Consider the following 26067-nt stretch of genomic DNA (forward strand, 5'->3'; position numbering starts at 1 on the left):
TTGGGTGGATGATGTAGTCCAAACTGTTGAATTTTACGAATATACCAATAAATTAATAGAGAAAATTTATGATTTCAATAATCATACCAACTGTCAATCGTTTTCAGTCACTCCAATTAGCAATAGAGTCGCTAATTAAACAAAATTTTCCAGTTGAGCAGTTTGAAATCTTAATTTTAGATAATGGTTCTACGGATGCAACCAAATCTGTATCAGAAACAATTATAGAGCAGTATCCATCTCATCAAATTTATTATATATATGAACCTGAACCGGGACTTTTATCAGGAAGGCATCGAGGAGCTAACGCTGCTCAGGGAGAGATTTTAACATTTATTGATGATGACATTGAAGCTGATGTTAATTGGTTACAAGCTATTCATGAAGCTTTCACTGATCCTACTGTGCAAATTGTTGGAGGACGTAATTTACCTAAATATGAAGTCGAACCACCCAGATGGCTAAAATATTTCTGGCGTGAAAATGATAACCGCAAACTATGTGCATATTTAAGCTTATTAGACTTTGGAGATCAAGTGCAGGAAATTGATGCCAACTACGTTTGGGGACTAAACTTTTCTATTCGTAAAAAAATACTGTTTGAACTTGGTGGCTTTCATCCAGATTGTATCCCCTCAAATCTACAACATTTTCAAGGTGATGGAGAAACAGGGCTTACCCAAAAATCTAAAAAACTAGGCTATAAAGCAATTTATCATCCTCAAGCTCTGGTATTTCATGAGGTTTCTCGTTCAAGAATGACTCCCGAATATTTTAATAAAAGATTTTTCTATCAAGGAGTTGCTGATTCATATACACAGATTAGGAAAGATGGGGGAAATTTCGTTAAAAATCAAGTACAACCAACCGTAAATCTTACATTTCGCTGGAAATTTTTTCTAAAAAACTTAAAAAAACAAATTCTACATTCTATAAATGAAGGGTTAGAAATATCAATTCTAGCAGACCGCTTTAGACTAGCCTATGAAAGAGGTTATCAGTTTCATCAAAATGCAGTTCGCAAACATCCAGAACTTTTACACTGGGTTTTGAAAGAAAACTATTGGGAATATAAACTACCTAATATCAGTGTAAAACCTCCTCGCAAAAGGTAAATATTGATGGTTTTATTGCTCGCTATTATGACTTGGCTAATACCGCAAAGTGGAAGTTTGTTTAATCACCTTCCTTACAGAGAAAAAATAGTTATTTCAAGAATGGCTAAAATGCTGTAAGAAGCGATCGCACTTTGTTATAGTCGCCAGTTTCATAATGTCATTTACAGATAAACGTCCTCTGAGTTGGTTCTTACAGCAGTTTCAACTCCAGCCAGGTAAGCCCGCCATTGCCTCTGGATTGCGTAGCCTTTTTATACTGGGTGTCCCCATTGGAATTGGAATCATTACAAATCATACTGCTGAAAGTGCGATCGCCACTATGGCAGCTTGGTTCGTTGGCATGGTAAATGTTGACGGAGCCTACCGTCAGCGAGCGATCGCTATGATCGCAGCTACAATTGGGGTAACTGTAATGTTCCTAATCGCAAGTCTGGTTAGCAGTCATCTCTGGTTAGCTGTCCCGACCACGTTCTTGGTAATATTTATTACAGGTTTAGCTAGCCTCTATGGCAACGTGGCTGCATCTGTCAGCTTGATTACTTCAATTATGTATGTGATTGCGCTGGCTAAATTCGCTTCATTTTCTAATTTGTCTACTCTTATTCAACACTGTGGGCTATGTCTGGCTGGTGGAACATGGACAACTGTCTTGTCATTGGGACTGTGGGTGGTGCGTCCTGATGTACCTGCAATACAGACAGTCGCTAACTGTTATCTGTCATTAAGCAGATTTGTGGACTTGGCAAACCAGAGAGCATTAAATCCAAAAAATCATCAACAGTGGGAACAGCGATTTTTGCAAGCTCAGGATACAGTTATTCAAAACTTAACATCTGCCCGTAGCGTCTGGACAACTATCTGGACTAGGCAAAAAGGAGCTAACCTGCGGGGAAATCAGTTACTCGTATTAATTGAGGATATAAATCAAATTGTCAATTCTGTTGTAGCACTGAGCGAACTATTAGCGATCGCATCCGAACATCAACTATTTTCTCGGTTACAGCCAGAAATTCAGCAAGTGATAGAACAGTCGGCAATTGCTCTGCAAATGTTATCACAAGCGATGTCTAACGACAAGCCGCTTCTCTACGAGAGGCTTCCCTTTGGGACGCTACGCGAACGCCAACGCGTCTACGCTAAAGGAAAAAGCTCACCTCACTTAGGGGATCTCGATCGGAGTCTCGAAGCACTAGAACACCAAAGACAAGTTCTGCGTTCTCAAATCCTCAATCAAACCATCAATGCTCAGACAGATAACTATTCCGCTCTCCTCAACCTTGGCAAGATTACAGCCAGTCTGACAAAACTGGCAGAGCAAATTCATACTGATGCAGAGATTGTTACAGATTTAAGCCTGGGAAAACAGCGCAACAGCAATGCCCAGCGAGATATTTCTCCCCCAGCCCAAGCAGAGCGTTCTACAATTATTGATACACTGCGAAATAATTTCACTTTTGATTCAGTCCTGTTTCGTCATGCATTACGCCTCGCACTAATAACAACCCTTGCTGAATTACTTGCCTCGCTATTGCAACTACCTAGAGGCTACTGGATAACGCTAACAGCTTTAGTTGCACTTAAACCCAACTTTGGTGGAACGTCACAGACAACAGTACAAAGAGTTGTTGGCACTATTTTGGGTGGAATTATCGGTATTGCTCTGGTTTTACTAGTTAAGAATTCATTAGCGAGTGCAGTTTGTTTCCTGCTGCTGGTGTTTGTGGCGATGTCGGTGCGATCGTTAAGCTACAGCTTATTTATCATACTGCTGACTCCCGCCATCATCTTGCTACTCAACATTATTAGTGCAGGTGGTTGGAAGGTTGGAATATTGCGGATCTTTGATAGCTTGGCTGGAGGTGTCTTAGCACTGCTTGGTAGCTATTTGCTTTTTCCTCGCTGGGAACGACAGCAACTTCCTGCACAACTGCAAAAGACAATTCGAGCTAATCTTGCTTACTTTCAGCAAGTAATAGCTAACTATCTCCATCCAGAACATAATGCCTTTGCTGATTCTATCAACATGCTACGTCACCAAGCAGCACTAGAGAACGCCAACGCCAACGCCGCAGCTCAACGATTATTCAGCGAACCTCGTCACATTCAGGGAGAAATCGAACCTGTAATGACGCTGATGATATACATTCGTGGCTTTTTCAGTTCGGTAACAACTTTGGCAGAACATCTGCGAGAATTTAGCGGTGAGTACCAATTTCCTGAAATCAAGCTACTTGCTGATACCATTGTCCAAGTTTTGGAAAACTTAGCAGATGCCCAAGGGCAGGGACAGCCACCTCAACCATTACCAGCCCTGGATAGCTATCTCGAAGCAATTCACAAACAAATTGAACAGCTACATACTGCTCGGTTATCAGAAATTGCTACCAATTTCAACACTTTAACTCCCACATTGCAAGCCGTTCTAGAACAAACTCCGCTCTCCACAGAACTGGATCGAATTGTTAATGAAATTAAAGTTATGCACTGTGTAATTGCTCGTCTGCAAGAATAATATCATGTCGGGCTAAAGACTAGACATCTGCGAAAATGAATGTAGAGACGCTTTCTTCGTAGCGGCACGTAGAAGTGCAATTTCGGGTCTCTACAAGAGTTTCAGGTTACGCATATTTAATTTCTGGAGATGTCTACTTATCATTTAGAGCGCAGGGAACAGGGAGAAAGAGGCTTTTCCGATTTTTGCACAGATACGGTAATCATAAGTGATTCACCGGACTTCATATACTTGATATAATTGGTGTTGCAAAACAGTGGGATGAATTGGGGCAAGCTCTTGAGGCAGGGGGGGAATTTTAGAAGTTGCCAGATCATCCCATAAATATGCAACGCCGCATAATTTTATTTACGAAGCTGAAACCATTTTATTTAAGAGATGCCAAAGTCTGGTGTCCAATTATTCCGTCTGCTCTTAATCCTTTAGACTTCTGAAATTTCATCACCGCTGAACGTGTCTTGTTATCAAAAACACCATTCACACTTGCAGTATAGAATCCTTGCTGTTTTAACAAATTCTGAGCAGTTCTAACTCCTTCTCCTCTGCTACCTACTGTGAGTACAGTACTACGGTTTGCCATACTATTATGCTTGGCATTAACCCTGTGGACAGCATTAGCCTTTTTCATGGTGCCGCCAGCCTGGGTATTTTGAGCAATCTGGGTAGCAGTAGCTGTATTGTGGCTTTTATTGCTTAAAGAATAAGCAGGCGCAGCAGTAGCTAAAGCCAAGGCAGGGAGCAACGCAAGTACTTTCCAATTCATTTGTTTTGTTCCTTCTAACTATGAGAATCTGGCAATTTTGATTAGAAGAGTCATCCAAATAAGGATTAGTGCCTTATAGTGATTCTCCTCGGTAGACTGTGGTGTGTGGGTTTAGTATAGAGGGAGTCTATTTTTTAACCCAGAGCTATAGCATCACACGTTATATTGACAGAGCTATTGCAAAATTGTGACAAAAGCATGACTAATTTATTTAGAATTGTGTCGCACAAGGTCTTACTCTTGATTTGTGAGAATTTTCCTAAAATCCTTAAGTCACCGCTAAAAAAATGGCGATCGCACTTGCAAAATCGTGTATTAGTATATGGTAATAGAACAGTAGTATTTGAGTAAATAATGCTCAAGCGACTGGAAGTCGCAGCTATACAAAAAAGTAATATTAAGAGCGATCGCTCAGTTTGCGAAAGCGAAGTTAAATAGTTAACAGCCTAGCAGTAAGAAGATATTATGACCACTGATAATTTCATCGTCCGCCCAATGAACAGGTCGGAAATGGATTTGGCGATTACTTGGGCAGCAACCGAAGGTTGGAATCCAGGAAAGTATGATGCTCAATCTTTTTATCAAACTGATGAGAGCGGTTTTTTCTTGGGTGAGTTGAATGGTGAGCCAGTGGGGTGCATTTCTGCTGTTGCTTACGATCCACACTTTGGCTTTCTAGGTTTTTACATTGTGAAACCCCAGTTTCGTGGGCAGGGGTTGGGTATGAAAATTTGGAAGACAGCAATAGACTATCTAAGTGCCGATCGTAACATCGGCTTGGATGGTGTAGTAGCTCAACAAGATAACTACAAAAAGTCTGGTTTCCAAATCGCTTATAACCATATTCGTTATGAAGGCGTGGGTGGCGGTGTTGTGTCTGCTGGGATCGTGGATCTCAAATCAGTGCCTTTTGAAGAGTTGGTGGCTTACGATTGCCAACTTTTTCCTTCTAAGCGATCGCTGTTTCTGCAACATTGGATTGAACAACCAGAAAGTACTGCTTTCGGGTTTCTCAAAAATGGATATCTTGCTGGTTACGGAGTTATCCGATCTGCCCATACAGGTTTTAGGGTTGGGCCACTGTTTGCTAATGATGAACAGATTGCTGAAGCATTATTTCAAGCCTTGCTTGCCCAAAATCCTCATGCTCCAGTGTTTTTTGATGTGCCGGATGCAAATCTACAAGCGATTGACCTAGTTCAACGTTACCAATTGCAACCAGTTTCTCAAACTGCTCGGATGTATACTAAAGAAATTCCTAATTTACCTATTTATCGCATCTTTGCTGTGACAAGTTTAGAACTAGGTTAAAGACGGACAAAGAACATGTTTACCTAATAGACATCTCCAGAAATTAAATATGCGTAACCTGAAACCCTTGTAGAGACGCGAAATTGCACTTCTCTACGAGACGCTCCGCGAACGTCCCGCAACGAAGAAAGCGTCTCTACACAAGGCTTTTGGTGTTATCCGAGCAGTATTGGGAGTAGTTTACAAGGTCAATTCTTAACAAGGGCTGCGATCGCAGCTACCAATTTGGCAGGATCGGCTGGTTTAGCGATATGTAGTTGAAATCCGGCTGTAAAAACCTGTTTTTGTGTCGTTTCTGCGGCGTAAGCAGTTAGGGCGATCGCCGGAATTTGCCCACCTAAGTTAGCGGGCATTGCGCGTAACTTTCTGATCAAAGTGTAACCGTCAACATCTGGCATCCCTAAATCGCTTAACAGCAAATCTGGCTTTGACTGCATAATTGCAGTCAGGGCTTCACTGGCTGATGCTGCGATCGTCACTATTGCTCCCTGCTGTTCTAATAAAAAAGCCAGAAACTCACGGGTATCAACATTATCATCTACAATTAACAAACGTATTCCTTCTAGTGGAGCATAAAGTATACAAGATGGATAGGAATCACCTGATACATTGTGATTTTCACTTCCTAATTCCAGATGTTGAAATACGGGTAAGCAAACTGTAAACGTCGCACCAAGTCCTTCTCCAGCGCTTTCTGCCAAAACTGTACCGCCATGTAACTCCACAAGTTGGCGCACAATCGCCAAACCAAGCCCTAGTCCACCAAAACTTCGGGTTGTACGACTATCTGCCTGACGAAAATACTCAAATACGTATGGCAAAAAGTCAGAAGTAATACCTTTACCCGTGTCACTAACTCTCAGTTGTACCTCAGAATTAATCTGTTCTAGGTAGACTTCAACCTGTCCACCCGATGGTGTGAATTTAACAGCGTTAGACAGCAAATTCCAAATAATTTGTTGAATACGACTACTATCACCCTTTACTTGTCCAATTTTTCTATCCAAATAAAGATTAATTTGAATGGACTTTGCTTCTGCTGCCAATTGCACTGTCTCTAAGGCAGCTTCAATAGTAAAAACAAGATTAACAATTTCTAAATTAAGTGCTAGCTTGCCTTGCAGAATGCGAGAGATATCCAACAAATCTTCAATCAACTGAGCCTGTAATTCAGCATTTCGTTCGATTGTCTCAATGGCACGCACAGTAGTAGCTTCGTTTAATGAGCGATTCTTTAATAGCTTTGCCCAGCCTAAAATTGGATTAAGAGGAGAACGAAGTTCATGAGAAACAATTGCTAAAAATTCATCTTTAATTCGGTTTGCTGTCTCAGCAACTTCTTTTGCCCGTTGGCGTTGTTCTGCTATTTCTAAAGCCTGATCGCGGAGGATTTTATATTCCTGAACTCGGAACGTTAAATCTGTCAAATCTTCAATTGAAAATAGAGCATAAAATTTATCTCCATCCAATGCAGACACAGCAGTAACAGTTGTGTGCTGAATGCGGTATTTATCTTTGGATATAGGTACTGGAATAATATATTTATGCAGTTGAGAGGAAAAAATTGTCGGAGGGCCGCCTTGAAAAATTTGCTGCAATCGGCTAACATAACGAGGTTGATTCAGATGAGGAAAATATTCATGAATAGAATTTCCCAACATCTTATTTCTGGGAATTTTTGTCCATTCCTCTAAACAGCAGTTCCAAAAGATAACAATATAATCTGGCTGTAGAACAAAAGCTCCCAAAGGAATTTTATCTAAAAGGCTAAATTTTTCCTGAGCTTGTTCAATTATATTCATTGTATTATCAAATTTTAATACTTTCATCAACAATTTTTGCTACTATTATATTATTTTATTATTTCTATTTCCTCCTTTATTGCATTGATCAGCGCATCAAAAGTGCCTACCAGAAAGATTAAAATAATATCTCCAATAATTTCTAAGCGTTCAATCGTGAAACTGGCTTGTGCCAGTAAGATTTTTGAATCACTCTCGTATGCAGATAATAATAAATTTTCAAGGGTATCTTCTAAATAAACGGGCAAGGTGTAGTTTAGATGCTTCTTTAGCACATTACTGAGTGAACCCATAACGCCATTTATGACAATGTTACCAATTTCGCTCAGGGTGCCAATTTTCACCGCATCTAGATCAACCGAACCTGGCTTTTCACCTGTAAGCACTGCAACCAATGTTGATGCGCTGTCGGTTGGAAAAATTAAGCTAGCAGTACCATAAAAAGAGCCTGTAAAGCGTAGTTTTACAGATGCCAAAGTATCATCATGAAATCGTTTTGTTAATTCTTGATATGCATCTGTAGCAGTTAAGACTTTCACAACCGGAATTTTCAGACGAATGTGAGAATCTACCATTTCATTAAGTAGACTCGCTGCTCGACCGACTCCAATATTAATTAACTCTTGCAGGGCATCCAGTTCTTCTGCTGTCACATTCATGAAAACTTATTCCTTGGTATTAAGAACTTCCTGGACTGCCTTTCGCAATTCACTTTCTTTTGGCGGTTTATTAATAAAGTTAACTGCCCCCAAGTTATAGCTTTGATTGCGTGCTTCTTCTTGGATATCGGCAGAAATGATAATGGTCGGGATTTTTAATTCTTTATCTTGCATAGCTTTCAGAAATTCAAAGCCATTCATATCTGGCATGAGAAGATCCACCAACACACAATTTGGCTGATGCTTGTAAACCATTTCTAATCCCTCACGCCCATTAGTTGCTTCGATAATTTCATAACCATCGATTTGCAGAAACTTACGAATCATTCTGCGAGAAAAAGCTGCATCATCGATAATCAAAACCATTGCCATCAACTTTGTCCTTTTATGCTTTAGCTTAATAATTCTTGACTTAGTATAATCAGCCTACATTATTAATGTAAATGGATGAATTAAAGATTAATTAAATATAATTTTACAATTATCAATAATCATAGTTTCGGAAAAATTATCAAACTCGCTTAAACTATAATGCTATGCTGTTTGGCTAGTTTTTTTAATGGAAACTTTTAAAATTTGTTAAGTATTTTAAATCCGATTTAATTTCAGTTTTCCTTTCGGTTGCCAATGCAAAATAGTTCTGTAATAGATATAGGTTAAAGGCTCGATTTATCCCAGGCTCATACCATTAAGATACATGACATAGTTTGAGTAGCACCAAGGTTGTTAGGATTCGATAAACTGACGTTAGCGAAGCGGGGCGGAACGCACGTCGCATTGTTTGCACTTGTAAAATTGTCTGTATTAACGACCATCCTTCTTGAAACTTTGAGTTAATAGCAACGATAATATTGCGTGTCTTTTAACTATATCATTAAGGCAAAATTATGTCTTCAGCCTGACAAAAGGCAAACATCTCTCTTTAGATAGAGATTGCTAAGATTGAATATTAAATTAGTATTAAAATAAGATATACAAATTTTTACTTTATTAACCAATGGAGTTAAATGAAATTGACGATGATATAGAAGCATTTCTCGTTGAAAGCTATGAGAACTTGAATCAAATTGAAGGCGATATTATTGAGCTAGAAAAAGCATCTGGCAATGGAGAAGCATTAGTTCGCATTTATCGCTCACTCCATACGCTTAAAGGGAATTGCGGTTTTTTACCGTTTCCTAATTTGGAATCACTTGCTCATGCTGGAGAGAATTTGCTCTCGTGTCTACGCGATCGCCAACTAGCAATCACTCCTGAGATTATTAGTATTTTACTGCAAACAGTTGACAGCATTGGGCAAATCCTATCTCAAATTCAAGCTACAAAGCATGATGGCGATCGCAATTATTCAGCACTGATTGTGGCTCTAACCCAATTGTCAGAAACTAAACAGACTCCAAAAGTCTCTCAATCGTCTGTTAATACACAAACGCCACAAATAGATGCAGTAGGTGGTGATGTTGAGTCTTTTAATTACGAACTCACAGAAATATCAACTCAGACAACATCAGAATCTGCTTATATCCGAGTCAATGTTAATCTACTAGATCAGATGATGAACCTAGTGGGTGAACTTGTTTTAGCCCGTAACCAGGTAATCGGATTTAGTACGAAGTTTAAAGATAATAGTTTTGCTGCTACTTGCCAGCACCTTAGCCTACTTACAGCCGAGTTGCAAGAAGGGGTGATGAAAACTCGACTGCAACCAATTAGTTCCATTTGGCAAAAGTTCCCTCGCGTCACCCGCGATTTAGCGATCGCTTCCGGTAAACAAGTTGAAGTGGAGATGGAGGGGGCAGATACTGAACTAGACAAAAGTATTATTGAAACAATTAAAGACCCCTTAACGCACTTAGTACGCAACTGTATGGATCATGGGATTGAATTACCAGCCGAGCGGGTTGCTTGTGGAAAGCCAAGCGTAGGACGGCTATTTCTCAGAGCCTATCATGAAAGCGGCAAAGTCAATATTGAAATTGGCGATGATGGTCGCGGTCTGAATTTAGAACAGCTCAAAGGGCGATCGCAGCAACTTGGTTTAGTAAACGCTGTGCAGGCTGCAACCATGAGCGAGTCAGAAGCGATGAACTTAATTTTTTTATCCGGCTTCTCGACTGCTCCCCAGGTAACTTACCTTTCCGGGCGAGGGGTTGGGATGGATATTGTCAAGAGTAATATTGAGAAGATTAACGGAACGGTTGAAATTTACAGCCAACAGGGACAAGGAACGACTTTCAAAATCAAGATTCCGTTGACATTGGCAATTATTCCAGCATTGATTCTCAGCAGTGGCGGCAATAGCTATGCTATTTCCCAAGGGAGTTTACTAGAACTAGTACGCCTAGAAACATTCAATAGTATTGAGATATTATACGATGTGCCTGTGTATCGCTTGCGGGGTAATCTTGTCCCCTTGATTTATCTCAACCAAGTGTTGCAACAAAATAGTGTCAGCAACTTAGAAACACTCAGTCTGGTAATTGTGCAAGTTGATAATTATCGCTTTGGACTGGTGGTAGACACAATCGAAGACATTCAAGATATTGTAGTTAAACCTTTGGGAAGACAGTTAAAGGCGCTATCCCTATTTGCAGGAGCTACCGTTTTAGGGGATGGCACAGTAGCATTAATTATTGATGTTGTTGCTCTGGCAAACCGAACTGGTATAACTGCCAAACAAAAGCATTTGTTGAGCGAAAATGCTGCAAATAGCCAAGAGCAAGCAGACTCACGCCAAACAATTTTACTGTTTGAGGGACCCCAAGGCGCACGTATGGGCATTCCACTAGCGATCGCATTTCGGCTCGAAGAAATTCTTACTTCTGCTGTGGAAAAAGTGGCTAATCAGCATGTCTTGCAGTCTAACGGTCAAATTTTGCCACTGATTGATCTTTATAAAATATTTTCTGATAGCGATCGCTTTTACAATCAGGCTTTGGCAACAGTTGCAGAAACGCTCCAGATAATTATTGTTTCTCCATACTCAGAACTCAGTGTTGGGCTAGTGGTCGATCGGATTCTTGATATTGTGGAAGAACCACTAACCATTAAAGGTATTCCTAGTAGACCTGGTGTGCTTTTCTGTGCTGTAATTCAAGGGCAAATCACAGAAATTATTGACATTGAGACTGTAATTCGGATTGCTAACCCTCATTTGCTGCAACTAGCGACTCATGACTGAACAACAAATTTGCACATTTTTTCTCAAAGGAGTTTACTTTGGTATTGACGTGCAACACGTTCAAGAAGTGATTCGTCCACAAGCAACGACTCATGTACCTTTGGCACCACCAGATATTTGTGGGTTGATTAATTTACGTGGACAAATTATTACTGTCATCGATTTGCAACGTCGATTAGAAATGAGCGAACCGCAGACACAATCAACTACAAAATTTGTAGATGCAGCCCAGGGATTTAATATCATTGTGTGTTGTGATCGTGAAGTAGTCAGTCTGCTCGTTGATGATGTGGGAGATGTTTTAGAGTTCGCACAAGACACCTTTCAACCCCCACCTGCAACGTTAAAAGGTAGAATGCGTCAGATGCTAGCAGGAGCTTACCCGCTCCCAGAGGGATTTCTGTTAGTTCTAGACGCCGAGAAAATTCTAGATGTTAATTTAACAAATCAGATTATCGAATAATTCAGGAGCGCTTTGCAATGACTACAAATCGGACTGGAAAAACAGCCAATTCAAAATCTCCCTCGGTGGATAGTGCAGATTCCCAACCAACCGATGACAGTGTAATAAAAGTGCAATTGCAGGCGTTACTAATAGCACTTAAGGCTGCAAAAAACGGTGATTTTAGCATCCGTTTAACTGATGAAAATAATCAACTGGGTGAAATTACCTCAGTATTTAATGAATTGGTGAGTTTAAATCAAAACTTTGCTAATGAAGTTAATCGCTTGGCATCCGAGATTGGTATCCAAGGCAAACTCGGTTCTCAAGGGGTTGTCAAAGGAGCCGGTGGGAGTTGGAAAGAATCGCTCGAAAACTTGAATCAGATGTCTACAAATTTAAAAGAGCAGATAAAAGGTATTAATGAGGTCAGCCTTGCCGTCGCTAAAGGAAATTTATCCAAGCAAATCGAGGCAAGTAATGCAGGAGAGTTTAAGCAGCTTACGGATAATGCAAATCAGATGATTAGCAGCCTAAAGTCTTCAATTAGACAGATGACAGAGGTGGCAACAGCAGTTGCGTCTTCCGCAGAAGAACTAACCACAGTCAGTAAAGAAATGAGTGAGAATGCCGAACAAACAGCCGAACAGGCCACTTCTGCATCTGCTTCTGCTGAACAGGTAAGTCAGAATACCAATACAGTTGTGACTGCCGTAGAAGAGATGAATGCTAGCATTCGAGAAATTGCTAAGACCGTTACCGAAGGAGCAAAGGTGACGAGTGAGGCAGTTAAAACGGCTGAACGCACGAACGAGACAATTAACAAACTCGGTCAAAGCAGTATCGAAATTGGCAAAGTTATTAAAGTCATTACCGCGATCGCAGGGCAAACAAACCTGCTAGCACTCAATGCTACGATTGAGGCAGCTAGAGCCGGGGATGCAGGTAGAGGATTTGCCGTAGTCGCAAACGAGGTGAAAGAATTAGCCAAACAAACGGCAAGTGCGACTGAAGATATAAGCTTGCGAATTGAAGCAATTCAGACAGATACAAAAAGCGCCGTTCAAGCCATCACTCAAATTACTACTATTATCAATCAAATCAACGACTTCCAAAGTACGATCGCCAGTGCTATTGAGCAACAAACAGCAACTACGAATGAAATTGGTCGAAATATGGCTGAAGCAGCCAAAGGTACATTAGATATTGCCAAAAATATTGGAATTGTGGCACTTAATACTCAAAGTACGACTACTGGAACTAGTAATACATTAGAGGCAGCAACAGAACTATCTCGAATGGCAATAGATTTGCAGAAAGTCGTCAATCAGTTTAAGTATTAAGAGGAGGCAGTCTTGAAGAAATGGCAGGGGAGGCAGGGGAGGCAAGACAATGACTAAAGAAGTTATTAAAGACCATAAAGACTTAGGAATTTATAAAATTGCATTTGAAACAGCAATGAAAATTTTTGAGCTATCAAAAAAGTTTCCTCTGGAGGAACGATATTCTTTAACTGACCAAATAAATTCGCCGTTCTTCTCGCTCTGTATGTGCGAACGTGGCAGAAGCTTGGCGGAAACACCGTTATGAGGCAGCATTTGTAGCTAAGTTGAATGATTGTGAAGCTGAGGCATCTGAAACTCAAACTTGGATTGAATTTGCCGTCAAATGCAACTATATGGATGTGCAAACAGGACGAGAGCTTTACGCAAGTTACAACCAAGTTTTATCTGGTCTAGTAAATATGATTAATCATCCATTGCCTTGGTTAATGAATCGTTAATCTCTCCCTGCCCCCCTGCCCCCCTGCTCCCCCTGCCCCCCCTGCCTCCCCTGCCCCCCCTGCCTCCCCTGCTCCCCCTGCCTCCCCTGCCCCCCCTGCCTCCCCTGCCCCCCTGCCTCCCCTGCCTCCCAATCCCCAATCCCCAATCCCTAATCCCCAATCCCCAATGCCCAAAATCCGGGTACTAATTGTTGATGACGCCGTAGTAGTGCGAAGTCGAGTAAGTAAAATTTTGTCTAGCGATCCCGAACTGGAGGTGGTAGGAGTCGCGGCTAACGGTCGCATTGCCCTTGCCAAAATTTCCCATGTTAATCCCGATGTGATTATCCTGGATATTGAGATGCCAGAGATGGATGGTTTGCAAACCCTGTCCGCTATTCGACAAATGTATCCACGCTTACCAGTGATTATGTATAGTACCTTCACACATAGTGGAGCGATCGCAACGCTGGAAGCTCTTTCTTTAGGTGCTTCAGACTATGCCACAAAACCTAGTAACTTAGGAAATGTAGAGGCAGCAACCCAACATATTCGGGATGATTTAATTCCTAAAATTAAGGTATTTGGTACATTTTTTACACCCAGCATAATTACCCATCCAGTTATTTTTCCTATTCGTAGCAGCTTACAGCAGGTGGAGGTTGTGGCAATTGGGGTTTCTACCGGAGGGCCAAATGCTCTGGCTGTAGTGCTTAAAGAGTTCCCAGCAGATTTATCAGTGCCGATTTTGATTGTGCAACATATGCCGCCAATGTTTACGAAACTACTAGCTAAACAATTAGCTTCTAAGTGTCAAATCCCAGTAGATGAAGCCGTTTCTGGACAGATACTAAAACCGGGACATGTCTGGATTGCACCAGGAGATTTCCATCTAATTGTGCAGCGCGACAATACTGCGGTTCGACTTCTTACCCATCAAGCATCTCCCGAAAATTCTTGTCGTCCTTCAGTTGATGTGTTGTTACGATCGGTTGCACAGGTTTATGGCGCTGGGGCGATCGCAGTTATCCTCACAGGTATGGGGCAAGATGGGTTACATGGCTGTCAGTGTATACACGAGGCGGGTGGACAGGTACTTGCACAAGACAAAGCTACTAGCGTAGTGTGGGGAATGCCTAGTTTTGTCGTTAATGCTGGACTGGCCAATAAAATTCTTCCACTTAATGAGATCGCAAATGAAATTATGCACAGAATTCGTTTCAATCAAGTTCCTCTTTCAGACCTGTAATGACACAGATTATGGGTGTAAGCACCACTGATTTTGAGTATCTTCGGGAATTAGTTCATCATCATTCAGCCGTTGTGTTGTTTGCTGATAAAAGCTATTTAGCAGAGTTACATTTGCAGCCAATTATCGAATCGGCAGGATTCGCTTCTATCGCTGATTTGGTTACTTACTTGCGAACTCAGCCGTTTAATAGTCTTCACGTCCAGACAATCGAGGCGCTAGTCACGAACGAAACCTCATTCTTCCGTGATAGCCACCCTTTTAAAGCACTGAAAGAATACCTTCTACCAGAGTTAATTAAACAACGATCAATTGAGCGATCGCTCAATATTTGGTGTGCAGCCTGCTCTAATGGACAAGAACCTTATAGCATCGCCATATTAATTAATGAACATTTTCCCATGCTTAGTCATTGGTCTGTAAAATTAATTGCAACTGATTTTTCTACTAAGGTTTTAGCGCGTGCTTGCGAAGGGCATTATAACCAACTTGAAGTGAATCGTGGACTATCTAAAAATATACGCGATCGCTACTTTCAAAAGCTAGATACTGACTGGCAAATAAAGGAACAAATCCGCCAGATGGTTGATTTTCGTCAGTTAAATCTTTTGCAATCTTGGTCATCTCTGCCGCAATTTGACGTTATATTTTTACGCAATGTTTTAATCTACTTTGATGTTGTTACCAAAAAAACCTTGCTAAAAAAGATCAAGCAGCAATTAAGGCCAGATGGCTACTTATTTTTGGGTAGTGGTGAAACGACTATTAGCCTAGATGAATCATTTAAACGGGTTTTATTTGACAAGGCTATCTGCTATCGATTGGACAATCCTGAAGTTAAAATTGCCGATTGAGATAAAAGGAGTTAATAAAAATCTACTTTTTTTAACTCCTTTTAAACCTCATCTATTTTGAGAACCGTAGTTTTTGCCCTCACCCTAAATCCCTCTCCCAAGAAGGGAGAGGGACAACTTTGCGGCTCTCCTTCTCCCAAATTTGGGAGAAGGGGCTGGGGGATGAGGGTTTTTTCTTTTCATCATGGAATATCTACAGTTTTCAAGATGGACGCGGTTTACCTATTTACTTTTAGGTTTTTCATCTAAAAATTTCAGCAGCCTTTTTACATATCCCCAAACTCCCCTATCAAGAACTGTACTTAAATATCAAAATAGCGTGTAATAACCTGATAATCAAGGTAAAGAAAAAACATCCTACTTTTCCCACTTTTATTACTTTTTATCCTATATTTTTTCCTAACATTATTCCTCTAATTTCCTCAGAGCATCAGGCTTGTGAGCAGCTTGTTTTCCTGTGCGATCGCTTTCAACTAAGTACTCAGGTTTTTCTTCACTTGCAGCAATATGGTGTTCTTTAATATCTGTAGGTGAAGTGAGTTTCTTTACTACTTTGCCAGTTGTCTTGCCTTGTGAAGTGTTCCATTCAACCCGATCGCCATTTTTGAATTGTTCAGCCACATTCATCTCCTAAGCTGAAAATCATCTAAATTGAATAATCAAATAAAATAAAACTCTTGTGGGGTGGGCAACATGAGCGCCCTAATTATACAAATTAAATGCAGAACAGCTTACTTAATGTTTTATACCTACTAAAGCGGTTCCCAATATCGCCAGGTGTAGGGGCATAGCCCTTACCGATGTACCTCACATAAACTAGAACCGCTATAACGTCACATTATGTCTGCGATTGGAAAAGCAGCCATCATTCTAGTGATAGAGAAAACATCCCTTATTAAGCCAGTAATTTAATTAGGTGTGAGATGAAATTAGGCGATCGCTACAACCACCTTGATACAAAAGCTGTGCGTGGGCGTAGCCCGTCGTAGACATTGCCTGATAATGAAGAAAGATTAAGCAGATTCTCAAAAAACTCTCAATGAGCCAGACTAGCCTAAATTTAGTTGCAATATCTATTTTTCTGATGACCCTATCGGTACTGCTGGGGCCATTCTTGAATTTATCGCCCGCAGTACCGGCGCTTGCTACCTTCGCTATTTTGGGAGTAGCCACTTTTGACAGCTTTAGTTTGCAAGGCAAGGGTGGTACTATCTTTTTAGATTGGATTGCTGGATTTTCAAGTGAACACCGCGATCGCATCGTCCATCATGAAGCAGGGCATTTTTTGGTTGCTTACCTGTTAGGTATTCCCGTTACCGGCTACACCCTCAGCGCTTGGGAAGCCTGGAAACAGGGACAACCTGGGCAAGGTGGCGTTAGCTTTGATGATGGCGAATTAGCATCTCAACTAGAAGTGGGTAAAATCAGTTCCCAAATGCTAGACCGCTACTGCACTGTTTGGATGGCGGGTATTGCTGCTGAAACCCTAGTTTTTAATAATTCTGAGGGGGGATCTGATGATAAAAATAAGCTGATAGGAGTCTTGACAATTTTGGGATTTCCTGAATCAGTTTATCAGCAGAAATTGCGGTTTCATACCCTCCAAGCAAAAACCCTACTCGAAGAAAATCGGTCTAGCTACGAGACTTTAGTTAATGCCATGCGACAACGCACTTCGGTAGAAGATTGTCATGCTGAGTTAAAAGTTAGGAGTTAGGAGTTAGGAGTTAGGAGTTAGGAGTTAGGAGTTAGGAGTTAGGAGTTAGGAGTTAGGAGTTAGGAGTTAGGAGTGGGGGAGAAATCAATTAAAAATTAAAAATTAAAGAACTTCTGCCTTCTGCCTCCTCTTTGCCAATGCCCAATTCCTACTTTTAAGAAGAAACAGCTTTTAGATGTGGGACATGACATAAATAGTTCGAGGCAATAACCCGATTACGTCCAGCAGTTTTAGCTTCTAGCAAGCATTGATCGGCACGGTGCAACAGACTTACTCCTTCATCGTCATCCTCAGCTTGCAGAGAGGCTGCGCCTAGACTAATGGTGATATTAATTGTCAGTTTATTGCTGAGTGAAAATGGTTCCTCGCTGACTACCCGATTGAGACGACGGGCGACGACTACTGCTTCCTCATCGTTGGTGTCAGCCAGAAGAATCACAAATTCTTCGCCACCATAGCGAAATGCTGTGTCTTGAGAGCGCAGATTGTGTCGCAGACGCTTACATAGTAGCTGCAAGATGCGATCGCCAACTAAATGCCCGTGAGTATCGTTAACTTTTTTGAAATGATCTACATCCAGAATAATCAAACTCATCCAAGTTTTTTGACTTATAGCTTTTTTAATTTGCCTGGGTAAGTCCCATTCTAAAGCACGACGATTATTTAATTCTGTCAAGGAATCAGCTAAGGCGATCGCTGATAACATATCATTTCTCCGAATCAAATCTCGGTATTTTTGTGTTTTTCGGAAGCCAACAGTCAATTGAGCAAGTATTAGTCCATGATTGGCAGTCAATTCTGTAAAGCTATAATCTCTTTTTTCAGCAATAAAATACCAAATATAAGCATCGGCTCCTTGTTTTAATGCCGTAGCACTCATCTCTAATTCCCTGTGCCAACCCTTATTTCTATCAGTAAGCTGCTGGGGACGATCCTCGAAGAGAATACAGTATATCCAGGATAGTTTTGTCTGGTCATTCAACCAACTGCAAAGTTCTATACTGCCATCCAGACTAGCCTGCACAAGTATTATATCGGGGGGCATCATTTGAATCCGCGACACTCCTTGATTAAGATTGTCTATAATTTCTACACTAAAAGCAGTCGCATAACGGATTTGATCTGGAAGGGTGGCAATAAAGTTATTTTTTCCAAAGACCATAATAGACATATTCATTGCTTTATTTTTTACCTTATTTAACTTTTAAAGAGATTAATTTTCTAATACTTGCTGCTCTTTTTGGCTAATACAAAATATGATTTTTTATCTTGAGTTCTATTTGCTAATATATTAACTATTTTGTCGCCGAATATAGATTTTTACAATTTCAATCTCCTTCTCAGACTTTATTTTTACTACTAACGTTTCTGAAACATCCTCTGCTGACAACTAATTTCTTCTTTACAGAATATTTTTAAAACAGTAAAAATACTGAATATTTTTTAAAAAAATAAATAATATTTACATACTTTTCTAGGTGTGATTTTGCTTTGATTACCCAAATAAAAAGTTGGTAATAAGTGTCACATTAGGCGGCGAAATTTTTTCCTAAGGAGAAAAATAACTAAGTCATAAAAATTTTCATTTAATTGTAGAACAACACAGTTCAGTTAAGCCTAAAACTCAACTTCTACGTAGGTTGAATTGAGGAACGTAGAACCAAAGGGGTTTAAGGCAGCATCTAAGCAGAGGTCGATGTCTCCAGACGCGTTATAATTGAGGAACGTAGACTCAAAGGGGTTTAAGGCAGGGTTACCCAACACTTCCGTGATGTTGGGTAACACGAATGTTCTAACCAACAAAGCAATTTTCTTAAGCGAAGCGTATTGAATGATAAAAGCCAACACTTTTAAATTCAATGAAAAATGTTATTAACCAAACAGAGGTTAAGCATTTTTCTTTAAAAAATAGGCTTTTATTAAGTATCAAGGTAGAGATTGAATTGCAAAAAACGTGAATCAAATAGACGGCAAAACTCACCGAAAAGCTATAACCCTCAAGACCATAACCAGCAGCAACAATTACCTGTTTGATCGACTCTTCAGAAACTGCGGATTCTACCGTAATTTTAGCATTAAAATCGATATCCACCTTCGCTTCAGGTTCCATAATGGGGGTTGATTCCGTAATTATTTCTGCACATCTCTCACAAGCAATATTTGATACTTTCAGTTTTAGTTGCATTTGCTACTCTAGTATGGGATTTTTAAAGTATTTCTTAAGGATTAATCTTTAAGATTAAAATGCGATATTTACCACGGGCGTAGCTGCGGCACATCCTGCTAGAGTCGGGTTATGTTGTAAAAGCGTCCTAATCACTGCATTTTGCTCACCGATTGGCACAATTGGCTGGCAGTAATATGAAACAAAATGCAAGAATATATAAAGCTATTTATGAAAATACACTCCTAATTCGTAATTCGTAATTCGTAATTCGTAATTCGTAATTACCTGTTTGCGAGGATTTCAGACATTTCAAATGGTGAGACAGCTCGATCTTGGGGGTTTCCTCCATGAGCGACTGCGAATCCGAAGGGGTGGCTTATATCCCCCCTGATGCACTAGTGCCGCTACGCCCAAGTCTAAAGTCTAAAGTTAAAAATACCTATGTCTTCAAATCCCCAGTACCTAAGCGGTAACGAAATTCGCAACATATTTCTCGACTTCTTTGCCCAACGGAATCACCAAATTCTCCCAAGTGCCTCCCTCGTGCCAGAAGACCCAACCGTGCTGCTGACGATCGCGGGGATGCTACCATTTAAGCCGATATTCTTGGGGCAGCGCACATCAGAATTTAAGCGTGCGACAACTTCACAAAAGTGTATCCGTACCAACGATATCGAAAATGTCGGACGCACCAAACGGCATCACACGTTTTTTGAGATGCTGGGCAATTTCAGCTTTGGTGATTATTTTAAAGAACAAGCGATCGCTTGGGGTTGGGAAATCTCTACACAAATCTTTGGCTTCTTTCCTGAAAATCTTGTCGTCAGCGTTTTTGAAGATGATGATGAAGCCTTTGGCATTTGGCGCGATCAAATCGGTGTGCCGGTAGCGAGAATTAAACGCTTGGGCGAAGACGATAACTTTTGGGTATCTGGGCCGACTGGCCCTTGTGGCCCTTGTTCAGAAATTTATTACGACTTCCACCCAGAACGCGGTGACGAAAATATAGATTTAGAAGATGATTCCCGGTTCATCGAGTTTTACAACCTCGTGTTCATGCAATATAACCGGGATGCTTCTGGGAATTTAACGCCACTGCAAAACAAGAACATCGACACCGGCATGGGTTTGGAGAGAATGGCGCAAATCCTTCAAAAAGTCCCCAATAACTACGAAACTGACCTGATTTTCCCAATTATCCAAACAGCAGCCGAAATTGCTGGTATTGATTACCACAAAAGTGATGAAAAAACCAAAGTTTCCTTAAAAGTTATTGGCGATCACGTTCGTTCTGTTGTCCACATGATCGCGGATGAAATTCGCGCTTCCAACGTGGGACGGGGTTATGTGCTACGGCGGTTAATTCGGCGGGTGGTACGTCATGGGCGCTCAATTGGGATTTCTGGCGAATTTACTACCCAAGTTGCCGAAACTGCGATCGCTCTTTCTGAATCAGCTTACCCCAATGTCCGCCAACGGGAAGCAGCAATTAAAGCTGAGTTGCAACGGGAAGAATCGAATTTCCTCAGAACTCTGGATAGAGGCGAAAAACTCTTAGAAGAAATCATCCAAGAGGTGAAACAGCGAGGGGAAACTCAAATTAACGGTGAAAGTGCATTTACCCTTTATGATACCTACGGATTTCCCCTGGAACTTACTCAAGAAGTTGCCGAAGAAAATAATATCACAGTCGATGAAGCGGGATTTGATGCCGAAATGCAAAAGCAGGTGGAACGCGCCAAAGCCGCATATCAAACCATCGATTTAACTGTGCAAGGTTCCCTCGACAAATTAGCAGAACACATCGAAGTCACCGAGTTTTTAGGCTATACCCAATCGGCGGCAACTGCAAAAGTCGAAGCGATTTTGGTAGAAGGTGTTTCTCAAGAGGAAGCAGAAGCGGGAACAGAGGTGCAAATTGTTCTTGACAAAACGCCATTTTATGCTGAATCTGGGGGGCAAATTGGCGATCGCGGTTATATCTCTGGTGATGGTATCGTAGTTCGGGTGGAAGATGTGAAGAAAGAATCTGATTTCTTTGTTCACTTCGGACGCATCGAACGCGGTACACTGCGCGTAGGCGATCGCGTCACCGCCCAAATCGATCCAGCTTGTCGCCGTCGCGCCCAAGCTAACCATACCGCAACGCACCTGTTACAAGCGGCTTTGAAAAAGATTGTTGATGATAGCATATCTCAAGCTGGTTCCTTAGTGTCCTTTGACAGGTTGCGCTTTGACTTCAACTGTAAGAGTGCTTTGACAGCAGAGGAAGTGCAACAAATTGAAGAACAGGTGAACACTTGGATTGCCCAAGCACATGCAGCGAAGATAGAAGTATTACCTTTAGCAGAGGCAAAAGCTAGAGGTGCTGTTGCTATGTTCGGCGAAAAATACGGCGACGAAGTGCGCGTGATTGACTTTCCTAGCATATCAATGGAACTGTGCGGTGGAACTCATGTGAGTAATACGGCTGAAATTGGCGTATTTAAAATTATTTCTGAAGCTGGCGTGGCTTCTGGGGTGCGGCGGATTGAAGCTGTTTCGGGGCCAGCAATACTAGATTATCTCAATCTGCGGGATAAAGTAGTTAAAGATTTGAGCGATCGCTTTAAAGTTAAACCCGAAGAAGTACCAGACAGAATCACAAGTCTGCAAAACGAACTGAGAAATAGCCAAAAGGAATTGGAAACCTTGAAAGGACAGTTAGCGATCGCAAAATCTGACAGGTTGCTGCAAACTGCCGAAACTGTAGGCAATCATAAAATTATTGTCGCCCAATTAGAAGATGTTGATCCAGAATCATTAAAAACCGCAGCCGAACGCTTATTGCAAAAAATCGCTAACGGTGCAGTGGTACTGGGTTCTGTTCCCGAAGAGGGGAAAGTTAGTATAGTTGCAGCTTTTAGTGCAGAAGTTAACAAAAAAGGTTTGCAAGCTGGTAAATTTGTAGGTGCGATCGCTAAAATCTGCGGTGGCGGTGGCGGTGGAAGACCGAACTTAGCCCAAGCAGGCGGAAGGGATTCGAGTAAATTACCAGAAGCCTTGGAACAAGCCGAAAGTGAGTTAAAGTCCGCGTTGGGTTAACCATCTTCTGCTTTAACGAGACAGACAAGTGTAGCGCACCAAGCGAATTGGTGCGTTACGGCTTCGCCTAACACAACCTAGATTTTAGGTGAGGTTATGAAAATTGTTGCTGCTCATCTTCTAGGTAGTTATCATTGGGAGATATAGCAATCCTATTTGAGTTGTGAAAAATATAGATTAGGAAACAAACCGCAAAGGAAGGAAAGGAAGGAAAGGAAGGAAAGAAGAAAGAGAGATGTAATTTTCACGAATGATTTAGGACTGCTATATTACCCAACCAAAGTTTAGAGGTATTTATAGCATTTCTTTGTCAGGCTGCGCCAAACCCTTTTAACTTCTTTCTTTGTGTCCTTTGCGCCCTTTGCGGTTCGTTTTTCTTTATTATACTTAGGATATGGTTTAGCGCATCTTCATACAGAATTGGTATTAGGTTTCCCACTAATCGCCCTAAAGATGGTTTGCGGGTAGATTTCAACCTCGGTGAAATATTTTATGGCTTCCCAAATAGACCTACATTTAGCTAACGGAGTTTTGCAACACTTACAAAATATGAAAAATTTTGTCGGTGAAAATGTTAACTCTCTAACTAACTCAGCACAACAAGTTGAGGAGTCTTTGAAGGCAACAGCAACTACAACGACCGATAAAGCAATTGATACAGTTACAACAAGTTTACAGGAAACTTGGCAATCTGCTGAGAAATTTAAAAGTACAACATCAGGCGCAGTTAAAGATGCGATGGCATCTTCTGTAAGTGATTGGCTGACACAACACCCGATATTTTTTAGGTTAGTTCAAATACTCGGTTGGGCGGCTAATCATCCAATTATTAGTATAGTGATTTTGCTGTTTGCGATCGCTCTCATCTGGAGTATCATCAAAACAATTGTCCGCTTGATAGAAACAGCTAGTTGGTCAATACTGCAAGTTCCGTTAAAATTGTTTCAGGCTTTAATTAAAGTTAGCTTTCTATCCTTAACTAAACTTAGTAGTTTTGCTGTTCAACGAATGACAGCTACTAAAACAATTGATAATTTGCCAGTTTTGTTACCTGAAAACTTTCAACCAAGTAAGCAACAAAGATTAGCAGAAATTTCTCATCGATTACAAGCAATTCAAAAAGAACAATATGAGCTTTTACAAGAAGCCGCAGATTTAATTGCTTCCGACACAATTGATATAGAAATATCAAAAATTCAACAGCTAAAAAGCATTGAATCACATCTTGGCTGAGTTCGGCTGTAAAACCGGAGGCGACAATGCCACCTTTTTGCATAGTGTAATAGTAATCAGCCTGACTTTCTTTCTTTCGTTCTTTCTTTCTTTGCGTCCTCTGCGTCCTTTGCGTCTTTGCGGTTCGTTTTTATTTCTTATACTTAGATATGGTTTAGTGCATGTTCATAGAAAATTGGTATAATACACCTACGTCTATACGTAGCACCAGTTTCAGTCGGGGTTTAAATCCCCGTGTGAAAATGTCTAAAATGTTTGAATGCGTGAATTGTTAATTGATGCAGTTTCTTTAACCCAATTCTCGAATTGTAGATACATCACATACAGTCCTTTCTTGTGGCACATTTGAATGTGGCACAAGCAACTGAAATTTCACTGTAATTTTTTCATTAAAATATGTATATATCATTACTAATGTAACAGCCTGTTGGAGGGCTACTATGAAATACTGTCGCCCCCGACTTAAGTTTAGCAGTGGCTGGTTGCTGGCTATATTTACCGCCATCACAGCTACGCCTGTAATAGCACAGACAGCAAATTTTGGTACTTTCACCCTGTCAAAAAACTCCGATTTAGCACAAGGAACAGTGCAGGGGTTTACAGGTGGTTCTTACTCATTGTCTGCCATAAGAAACCGCGATCGCGATCAAAAAGCCTGTATCGGTTTTGCCGATCCCAATCCAGATCATATTATGGTTTTGAAAAAGGACTTTCCCCAGATGACAATACAAGTCGATAGCAACGGCAACGATACCACTTTACTGATCCAAGGGCCAGACCAAACTACGATTCGTTGCGGCGATGACACTGGTAAAAGTAAAGATGCTAGCGTTAGCGATCGCAACTGGAAAAGTGGCACCTATCGGATTTGGGTGGGTACATTTAATCCTGGGGTCAAGCGCGATTACACTCTGAAAGTGGAGCAGCAGTGAAGTGGGGAGCAGGGGAAGCAGGGGAAGCAGGGGGCAGGGGGCAGGGGAGGCAGGGGAGCAGGGGAGGCAGGGGAGGCAGGGGAGGCAGGGGAAGCAGAGGGGCAGGGGAAGCAGAGGGGCAGGGGAAAAATACTAACTCCAAACTCCAAACTCCAAACTCCTAACTCCTAACTCCTAACTCCTAACTCCTAACTCCTAACTCCTAACTCAGCACTGTTTTGGCCAATGCCCAATTCCCAATTTTGAGGTATAACGTCTGAGAGGATAATATGGGAGAGTAGCTTGTTGTGCTTTCCGAGGGTGCTATCTCGTGCTATCTATACTGCGTGCTGACTTTCGTATCATATTTGAACGTGACCCAGCTGCTCGTAACTGGTTGGAAGTTTTATTTTGTTACCCTGGTTTGCAAGCCCTGCTATTCCATAGGCTGGCTCACTGGCTGTATACTGTTGGTCTTCCCTTTATTCCCCGTCTGATTTCTCACTTGGCTCGGTTTTTGACTGGAATTGAAATCCACCCTGGTGCAGCAATTGGAAAAAGTGTATTTATTGACCACGGGATGGGTGTGGTAATTGGTGAAACTGCGATCGTGGGAGACTATGCCCTAATTTATCAAGGTGTCACCCTTGGAGGTACTGGTAAAGAATGTGGCAAGCGCCATCCCACTGTGGGTGAAAATGTCGTAGTTGGAGCTGGAGCGAAGGTGCTGGGCAATATCCAAGTTGGAAATAATGTCCGTATTGGCGCTGGGTCTGTTGTTCTAAGGGATGTTCCTTCTGACTGTACAGTAGTGGGCGTACCTGGGCGCATTATATATCGTTCTGGAGTCCGGGTTGCACCTCTTGAACACAATAATTTACCAGATTCGGAAGCCGAAGCGATTCGTGCTTTAGTAGACCGGATTGAGGCGCTGGAAGAACAAATACAAGCTCTTGGGCGCACCAACTCTTCTGAAAAAACTCCTGTATTGCTAGGTTGTGTAGCTTTTAACCAAGCTGATTTTTCACAAAATGCTCCTGTGTGTAGTCTTAAAGATAAGTCAATACAGCAGTTTCTAGATGGTGCGGGTATTTAAATCAAGTTAGGAGTTAGGAGTTAGGAGTTAGGAGTTAGGAGTTAGGAATTAGGAGTTTGGAGTTTGGAGTTAGGAATTAGGAGTTTGGAGTTTTCCCCTGCCTCCTCTGCCTCCCCTGCCTCCCCTGCCTCCCCTGCCTCCCCTGCCTCCCCTGCCTCCCCTGCCTCCCCTGCCCCCTGCCCCCTGCCCCCCTACTCCCCACTCCC

The 26067-nt window shown here is 41.4% G+C and carries 19 protein-coding genes and 3 pseudogenes; 14 read left to right on the forward strand and 8 right to left on the reverse strand.

Annotation, left to right across the window (positions count from 1 at the left end):
* Positions 1-68 precede the first annotated feature (68 nt).
* Together V7K32_RS25620 and V7K32_RS25625 are read left to right on the forward strand one after the other, a co-directional pair.
* On the forward strand, positions 69-1115 hold the full coding sequence (locus V7K32_RS25620) for a glycosyltransferase (protein WP_334997249.1): 1047 nt from the start codon (positions 69-71) through the stop codon (positions 1113-1115).
* 157 nt (positions 1116-1272) lie between these two features.
* The gene (locus V7K32_RS25625; protein ID WP_334997251.1) at positions 1273-3630 is read left to right on the forward strand and encodes an FUSC family protein; all 2358 of its coding nucleotides are present in this window, start codon (positions 1273-1275) and stop codon (positions 3628-3630) included.
* A gap of 367 nt (positions 3631-3997) precedes the next feature.
* Here V7K32_RS25625 and V7K32_RS25630 read toward each other — a convergent pair whose 3' ends face one another.
* Positions 3998-4393 carry a peptidoglycan-binding domain-containing protein gene (locus tag V7K32_RS25630; protein ID WP_334997253.1) on the reverse strand — a complete coding sequence of 132 codons (396 nt, stop codon included), beginning with the start codon at positions 4391-4393 and terminating at the stop codon, positions 3998-4000.
* A gap of 465 nt (positions 4394-4858) precedes the next feature.
* Between V7K32_RS25630 and V7K32_RS25635 the strand changes: the two genes are divergently transcribed.
* Complete coding sequence (locus tag V7K32_RS25635) at positions 4859-5704, forward strand: GNAT family N-acetyltransferase (RefSeq protein ID WP_334997255.1); 846 nt, start codon at positions 4859-4861, stop codon at positions 5702-5704.
* 188 nt (positions 5705-5892) lie between these two features.
* Here the strand turns inward: V7K32_RS25635 and V7K32_RS25640 are convergent, their stop codons facing one another.
* The 3 genes from V7K32_RS25640 to V7K32_RS25650 are packed head-to-tail and all read right to left on the reverse strand — an operon-like array spanning position 5893 to position 8537.
* Positions 5893-7506, reverse strand: a complete 1614-nt coding sequence (locus V7K32_RS25640) for a hybrid sensor histidine kinase/response regulator (protein ID WP_334997428.1) — start codon at positions 7504-7506, stop codon at positions 5893-5895.
* Between the two features lie 50 nt (positions 7507-7556).
* Positions 7557-8165: a chemotaxis protein CheC gene (locus tag V7K32_RS25645; RefSeq protein ID WP_334997257.1), complete on the reverse strand. Its 609-nt coding sequence runs from the start codon at positions 8163-8165 to the stop codon at positions 7557-7559.
* A 6-nt stretch (positions 8166-8171) separates the two neighbouring features.
* Positions 8172-8537: a response regulator gene (locus V7K32_RS25650; RefSeq protein ID WP_334997259.1), complete on the reverse strand. Its 366-nt coding sequence runs from the start codon at positions 8535-8537 to the stop codon at positions 8172-8174.
* Between the two features lie 625 nt (positions 8538-9162).
* Here V7K32_RS25650 and V7K32_RS25655 point away from each other — a divergent pair.
* The 6 genes and pseudogenes from V7K32_RS25655 to V7K32_RS25680 all read left to right on the forward strand — a co-directional run bounded on the left by V7K32_RS25655 (position 9163) and on the right by V7K32_RS25680 (position 15653).
* Positions 9163-11346, forward strand: coding sequence for a chemotaxis protein CheA (locus V7K32_RS25655; protein WP_334997261.1), 2184 nt, complete (start codon positions 9163-9165; stop codon positions 11344-11346).
* On the forward strand, positions 11339-11809 hold the full coding sequence (locus tag V7K32_RS25660) for a chemotaxis protein CheW (RefSeq protein WP_334997263.1): 471 nt from the start codon (positions 11339-11341) through the stop codon (positions 11807-11809). The genes V7K32_RS25655 and V7K32_RS25660 overlap by 8 nt, the downstream gene beginning before the upstream one ends.
* A gap of 17 nt (positions 11810-11826) precedes the next feature.
* Complete coding sequence (locus V7K32_RS25665; protein ID WP_334997265.1) at positions 11827-13131, forward strand: methyl-accepting chemotaxis protein; 1305 nt, start codon at positions 11827-11829, stop codon at positions 13129-13131.
* Positions 13132-13180: 49 nt separating this feature from the next.
* Positions 13181-13571, forward strand: a pseudogene (locus V7K32_RS25670) (four helix bundle protein).
* A gap of 166 nt (positions 13572-13737) precedes the next feature.
* Positions 13738-14799, forward strand: coding sequence for a protein-glutamate methylesterase/protein-glutamine glutaminase (locus tag V7K32_RS25675; RefSeq protein WP_334997268.1), 1062 nt, complete (start codon positions 13738-13740; stop codon positions 14797-14799).
* Positions 14799-15653, forward strand: coding sequence for a CheR family methyltransferase (locus tag V7K32_RS25680; RefSeq protein ID WP_334997270.1), 855 nt, complete (start codon positions 14799-14801; stop codon positions 15651-15653). The genes V7K32_RS25675 and V7K32_RS25680 overlap by 1 nt, the downstream gene beginning before the upstream one ends.
* 405 nt (positions 15654-16058) lie before the next feature.
* On the opposite strand, the gene V7K32_RS25685 is transcribed toward V7K32_RS25680, so the two are convergent.
* Positions 16059-16274, reverse strand: coding sequence for a DUF2945 domain-containing protein (locus V7K32_RS25685; protein WP_334997272.1), 216 nt, complete (start codon positions 16272-16274; stop codon positions 16059-16061).
* Positions 16275-16692: 418 nt separating this feature from the next.
* Between V7K32_RS25685 and V7K32_RS25690 the strand changes: the two genes are divergently transcribed.
* The gene (locus V7K32_RS25690) at positions 16693-17370 is read left to right on the forward strand and encodes an ATP-dependent Zn protease (protein ID WP_334997274.1); all 678 of its coding nucleotides are present in this window, start codon (positions 16693-16695) and stop codon (positions 17368-17370) included.
* 154 nt (positions 17371-17524) lie between these two features.
* Here the strand turns inward: V7K32_RS25690 and V7K32_RS25695 are convergent, their stop codons facing one another.
* Both V7K32_RS25695 and V7K32_RS25700 read right to left on the reverse strand, forming a co-directional pair.
* Positions 17525-18547 (reverse strand): GGDEF domain-containing protein, encoded by a 1023-nt coding sequence (locus tag V7K32_RS25695; RefSeq protein WP_334997276.1) that lies wholly within the window; start codon positions 18545-18547, stop codon positions 17525-17527.
* Between the two features lie 813 nt (positions 18548-19360).
* A pseudogene (locus V7K32_RS25700) lies at positions 19361-19555 on the reverse strand (heavy-metal-associated domain-containing protein); the annotation flags it as partial.
* Between the two features lie 423 nt (positions 19556-19978).
* Between V7K32_RS25700 and alaS the strand changes: the two are divergent.
* Positions 19979-22621 (forward strand): alanine--tRNA ligase, encoded by a 2643-nt coding sequence (gene alaS / locus V7K32_RS25705; RefSeq protein WP_334997278.1) that lies wholly within the window; start codon positions 19979-19981, stop codon positions 22619-22621.
* 492 nt (positions 22622-23113) lie between these two features.
* Positions 23114-23854 carry a hypothetical protein gene (locus V7K32_RS25710; protein WP_334997280.1) on the forward strand — a complete coding sequence of 247 codons (741 nt, stop codon included), beginning with the start codon at positions 23114-23116 and terminating at the stop codon, positions 23852-23854.
* Here V7K32_RS25710 and V7K32_RS25715 read toward each other — a convergent pair.
* Positions 23820-23918 (reverse strand): annotated as a pseudogene (locus tag V7K32_RS25715) (ABC transporter ATP-binding protein); the annotation flags it as partial. The gene V7K32_RS25710 and the pseudogene V7K32_RS25715 overlap by 35 nt on opposite strands.
* 376 nt (positions 23919-24294) lie before the next feature.
* On the opposite strand from V7K32_RS25715, the gene V7K32_RS25720 reads away from it, so the two are divergent.
* The gene (locus V7K32_RS25720) at positions 24295-24786 is read left to right on the forward strand and encodes a hypothetical protein (RefSeq protein WP_334997282.1); all 492 of its coding nucleotides are present in this window, start codon (positions 24295-24297) and stop codon (positions 24784-24786) included.
* Between the two features lie 310 nt (positions 24787-25096).
* Positions 25097-25861, forward strand: coding sequence for a serine O-acetyltransferase (gene cysE / locus V7K32_RS25725; RefSeq protein ID WP_334997284.1), 765 nt, complete (start codon positions 25097-25099; stop codon positions 25859-25861).
* Positions 25862-26067: the final 206 nt, after the last annotated feature.

Origin of the sequence: Nostoc sp., assembly GCF_036917635.1 — a bacterium.
In the GTDB taxonomy this organism is placed as follows: Bacteria; Cyanobacteriota; Cyanobacteriia; order Cyanobacteriales; family Nostocaceae; genus Nostoc.

Excerpts from the sequence above, each read along its gene's own strand:
- V7K32_RS25620 (WP_334997249.1), top strand. The coding sequence starts at position 69 with ATGATTTCAATAATCATACCAACTGTCAATCGTTTTCAGTCACTCCAA.
- V7K32_RS25625 (WP_334997251.1), top strand. The coding sequence starts at position 1,273 with ATGTCATTTACAGATAAACGTCCTCTGAGTTGGTTCTTACAGCAGTTT.
- V7K32_RS25630 (WP_334997253.1), bottom strand. The coding sequence starts at position 4,393 with ATGAATTGGAAAGTACTTGCGTTGCTCCCTGCCTTGGCTTTAGCTACT.
- V7K32_RS25635 (WP_334997255.1), top strand. The coding sequence starts at position 4,859 with ATGACCACTGATAATTTCATCGTCCGCCCAATGAACAGGTCGGAAATG.
- V7K32_RS25640 (WP_334997428.1), bottom strand. The coding sequence starts at position 7,506 with ATGAATATAATTGAACAAGCTCAGGAAAAATTTAGCCTTTTAGATAAA.
- V7K32_RS25645 (WP_334997257.1), bottom strand. The coding sequence starts at position 8,165 with ATGAATGTGACAGCAGAAGAACTGGATGCCCTGCAAGAGTTAATTAAT.
- V7K32_RS25650 (WP_334997259.1), bottom strand. The coding sequence starts at position 8,537 with ATGGCAATGGTTTTGATTATCGATGATGCAGCTTTTTCTCGCAGAATG.
- V7K32_RS25655 (WP_334997261.1), top strand. The coding sequence starts at position 9,163 with ATGGAGTTAAATGAAATTGACGATGATATAGAAGCATTTCTCGTTGAA.
- V7K32_RS25660 (WP_334997263.1), top strand. The coding sequence starts at position 11,339 with ATGACTGAACAACAAATTTGCACATTTTTTCTCAAAGGAGTTTACTTT.
- V7K32_RS25665 (WP_334997265.1), top strand. The coding sequence starts at position 11,827 with ATGACTACAAATCGGACTGGAAAAACAGCCAATTCAAAATCTCCCTCG.
- V7K32_RS25675 (WP_334997268.1), top strand. The coding sequence starts at position 13,738 with ATGCCCAAAATCCGGGTACTAATTGTTGATGACGCCGTAGTAGTGCGA.
- V7K32_RS25680 (WP_334997270.1), top strand. The coding sequence starts at position 14,799 with ATGACACAGATTATGGGTGTAAGCACCACTGATTTTGAGTATCTTCGG.
- V7K32_RS25690 (WP_334997274.1), top strand. The coding sequence starts at position 16,693 with ATGAGCCAGACTAGCCTAAATTTAGTTGCAATATCTATTTTTCTGATG.
- V7K32_RS25695 (WP_334997276.1), bottom strand. The coding sequence starts at position 18,547 with ATGAATATGTCTATTATGGTCTTTGGAAAAAATAACTTTATTGCCACC.
- alaS (WP_334997278.1), top strand. The coding sequence starts at position 19,979 with ATGTCTTCAAATCCCCAGTACCTAAGCGGTAACGAAATTCGCAACATA.
- V7K32_RS25710 (WP_334997280.1), top strand. The coding sequence starts at position 23,114 with ATGGCTTCCCAAATAGACCTACATTTAGCTAACGGAGTTTTGCAACAC.
- V7K32_RS25720 (WP_334997282.1), top strand. The coding sequence starts at position 24,295 with ATGAAATACTGTCGCCCCCGACTTAAGTTTAGCAGTGGCTGGTTGCTG.